Annotated in this window: 3 protein-coding genes; all 3 read left to right on the forward strand. The window is 27.4% G+C overall.

Features of this window, described 5'->3' with window-relative positions; all coding sequences use genetic code 11:
• The first annotated feature begins 46 nt into the window (after positions 1–46).
• Genes G3997_RS01050 through G3997_RS01060 form a run of 3 tightly spaced genes read left to right on the forward strand, consistent with a single transcriptional unit; the run spans position 47 to position 3,405 of the window.
• Positions 47–850: a hypothetical protein gene (locus G3997_RS01050; protein ID WP_296646744.1), complete on the forward strand. Its 804-nt coding sequence runs from the start codon at positions 47–49 to the stop codon at positions 848–850.
• An 11-nt stretch (positions 851–861) separates the two neighbouring features.
• Complete coding sequence (locus tag G3997_RS01055; protein WP_296646746.1) at positions 862–1,992, forward strand: ATP-binding protein; 1,131 nt, start codon at positions 862–864, stop codon at positions 1,990–1,992.
• A gap of 3 nt (positions 1,993–1,995) precedes the next feature.
• Positions 1,996–3,405 carry a vWA domain-containing protein gene (locus tag G3997_RS01060; RefSeq protein ID WP_296646748.1) on the forward strand — a complete coding sequence of 470 codons (1,410 nt, stop codon included), beginning with the start codon at positions 1,996–1,998 and terminating at the stop codon, positions 3,403–3,405.
• The last annotated feature ends 46 nt before the right edge of the window (positions 3,406–3,451 follow it).

Here is a 3,451-nt window from a genome sequence, read left to right on the forward strand (position 1 = left end):
AATAGAAGAAATTATATAAAAATTTATTATATAGGGGGAACATAATATGGAAGAATCAAGAATCATTAAAATGATAAATAATAACCCTAATATTATATCGACAATAGAAAATCCAACAGATGAAATGAAATTGTTAGCTATTAAAAAAGATGGACTAACATTAGAATATATAGAAAATCCAACTATAGAAATGCAAGAATTAGCGCTTGAAAATAATATTAGAGCAATTAAATATATAGATGAACCTACAGAAGATATGATGCTAAAAGCAGTAAACTCAGGATGGAGTCTTTTAGAGTATATAAAGAATCCAACAGAAAAAGTAGTTGAAATTGCTATAAATCAAGCAGGATGGGCTATAAAACATGCTAAAAATCCAAGTGAAAGATTACAATTACTAGCAGTAAGAAAAAATTATGACTCAATAAAATTTATAAAAGAGCCTTATGAAAGTGTTCAAAAAGAGGCTGTAAAAATAAGTTATGATGCATTGAGATATATAAAAATGCCTTCATTTAATATACAACTTGAAGCTATAAAAAGTAATGAGGCTGCAATTGGTCTAATTTATGGTTTAGACAAAAGTAAAAAATTAGAACTTTTAAAGGCTAATATTTTAGTAATTAAATATATTGCAAGAGAAATAGATAAAGATGAATTAGAAGAAGTATTAAAAGATGTTTTATCAAGAGAAGATGTAGAAGAAAAGTATGTTAGAGATTTCTTAAATTGTAGCATTATAGATAGAAATAGTTCAAATATACAAATGGACAAGATAATATTTATTCACAAGTACGGTAGTAAAAAAGCTAAGAAAATAGCAGTAGATGAAAAATTAAAGATGATATAGGAGATAGATATATGAATTTTATAGATACATTAAAGAGTGTTGACTTAGTATTATCAACAAATGAAGTACCATTAATAGTGGGGGAAAGTGGAATAGGAAAAACTGCACTAGCAAAGAAACTATCAGAAGAAAATAATTGGAGTTTAGTAGTTATTGATGGGAATCTTCTTAAAGAAGGAGAAATAGGTGGACTTCCAACTATAGAATCTTATACAAGTACTAATTCCAATGGAGAAAAGATAGAAAAGAAAATTACAGTATATGCAGTTCATAATAAGTTAAGAGAAATTGATGAAGAAATATCTAAAGGAAAAACAGTTCTTTTATTTATAGATGAGATAAACCGTTGTGAACATACAGTTCAACAAGAGCTTATGAACTTAATCTTAAATAGAGAAATAAACGGATATAAGCTACATGATGATGTAAAAATACTAGCGGCAATGAATCCATCAAGTAAATATGGTTCAGATTTTGATTACCAAGTTGTTGATATGGATGCAGCTCAAGAAAATAGATTTGTATGGTTAAACATGGAACCTGATTATACACAATGGTTAAATTGGGCAATAAACGCAGGTATAGAACAAAAGGTTATAGAGTTTATATCAACATTCCCTGAATATTTACACAAAATAAATGAAGATGATGTACGTGCAACTCCGAGAAGTTATGAAAGAGTTTCTAAAGCTTATAGCGTATACAAAGAACAAAAAGATTCAATACCAAGAAATGTATTTTTAAATGTTATAAAAGGTAATGTAGGTAAAGTTATAGCAGAAGAATTTATAAGCTTTGCAGAATCAGATAGTAGCCCTTTAATATCTTATGAAGATGTATTTTCATGTGAAACTTTAGATTCAGATATTATAGAAAAAGTAAAAAGTGAAAGCCATACAAGACTTTATTTATCAGCAATGAATATCTTAAAGAGATTAAATTCAAATATAGAAAATAATGAAGAAATATCAGATTATAATATAAATAGATTTATAGAGTTTTTAAAATTATACCCAGTTGATTTAATGGTAGGTATTATGAAGGATATAAAAAGTAATTATATAAATGTCTATGATGAAGCTATAGAAAATGAAGAATTTGTAGGATTATACTTTGAGTCTTATAGTATGATAAGGGGATAGTGTATGGAAAGCTATTTTGAAAAACAAGCAAAATACCTTTATCATAGAGCAGAAGAAATTATAGACACTTATGCTATGCTAAAGGCAAATAAAAAGGGAGAAAAGTTTGAAATAGATATACCACAAGATTTTAAAGATGAGTTTTTTAAGTTAGTAGATAAAGTTAATCTAAGTCTTATGGAAGATAAAGATAACTTTTATGGGTATTTTCTATTTCAAACATCAAGAGATATTAGATTTGATATAAGTAGTCCAACTGCTGTAAATTTTAAAGGTGCTAAATATGTAATATATTTTAACCCAATAATATTTTTAAATCTTAATATTAAACAAATGGAAGGCACTATTAAGCATGAAATTCTTCATATAATATCTATGCATTTATTAAGAGGCAAGGAATTAAAAAATAAGTACAGTACATTAGCTATAAATATAGCGATGGATATTGTAGTAAATCAATACTTAGATTACTTACCACCATATGCAACAACACTTCAATGGATGAATGCAAAGTATCCTTTAAAGCTAGAGCCTTACGAAACTTTTGAATATTATGTAGAAAAGATTCAAACAGAGCTTGATTTACAAGATGTAGATGAGAATGGTGAAGAAGTTGATAATTATGAAAATGAAAGTGTAGAAACTGAATATAATCCAGAACATACTCATGATATTTGGCAAGAATCTGATGATATAGATGAGAAAACTCTTAAAGAATTTACTGAGAAGTTTGTTAATATATCTCAAAAGGGTGAAATACCAAACTATTTAGGTGGATTAATATCATCGCTAAAAAATAGTAAGGGAGAATTACCTTGGAATTTATATCTTAAGAAGTTAATGGGAACAGTTGAAAGTAATAAAAAGAAGACTATAACTAGAAGAAATAGAAGACAACCAAATAGACTAGACTTAAGAGGAGAGCTTAGAGGTCATAAAGCAGAGATAGCTGTTGCACTTGATACTAGTGGAAGTATTAGTGATGAAGAATTCAAACAAGCTATTAAGGAAGTTCTTAATATAGTAAAAAACTATAATCATGAAATTACTATTATAGAATGTGATAGTGAAATTAGACGTTCATATAAGGTAAAATCAGCAAATGATATAAAGGAGAGAAATCCTATTAGAGGTGGTACAAAGTTTACACCAGTTTTTGAATATGCAAATAAGAAAAAGATTAATCTCCTAGTATATTTCACAGATGGAAAAGGTGAAGAAAAATTAAAAGTAATTCCTAGAGGGTATAAAGTTTTATGGGTTATTTCTGGTAGAGGAGATAAGCTTTCATTAAAAGATAGCTATGGAGCAGTTAAGAAGCTTAGTAAGGTTGAGATAAAGGAAGACACCATAGATATGAGTGATGTTAGATCTGATGGATATTCAATGAATAACCAACAACCTATGCTATAGATACTTTTATAGAATTTATTAATATATTTATAGTAAGATTAAACTT

This window comes from Romboutsia sp. 13368 (assembly GCF_018336475.1).
Classification (GTDB): domain Bacteria; phylum Bacillota; class Clostridia; order Peptostreptococcales; family Peptostreptococcaceae; genus Romboutsia.

Excerpts from the sequence above, each read along its gene's own strand:
- G3997_RS01055 (WP_296646746.1), top strand. The coding sequence starts at position 862 with ATGAATTTTATAGATACATTAAAGAGTGTTGACTTAGTATTATCAACA.
- G3997_RS01060 (WP_296646748.1), top strand. The coding sequence starts at position 1,996 with ATGGAAAGCTATTTTGAAAAACAAGCAAAATACCTTTATCATAGAGCA.
- G3997_RS01050 (WP_296646744.1), top strand. The coding sequence starts at position 47 with ATGGAAGAATCAAGAATCATTAAAATGATAAATAATAACCCTAATATT.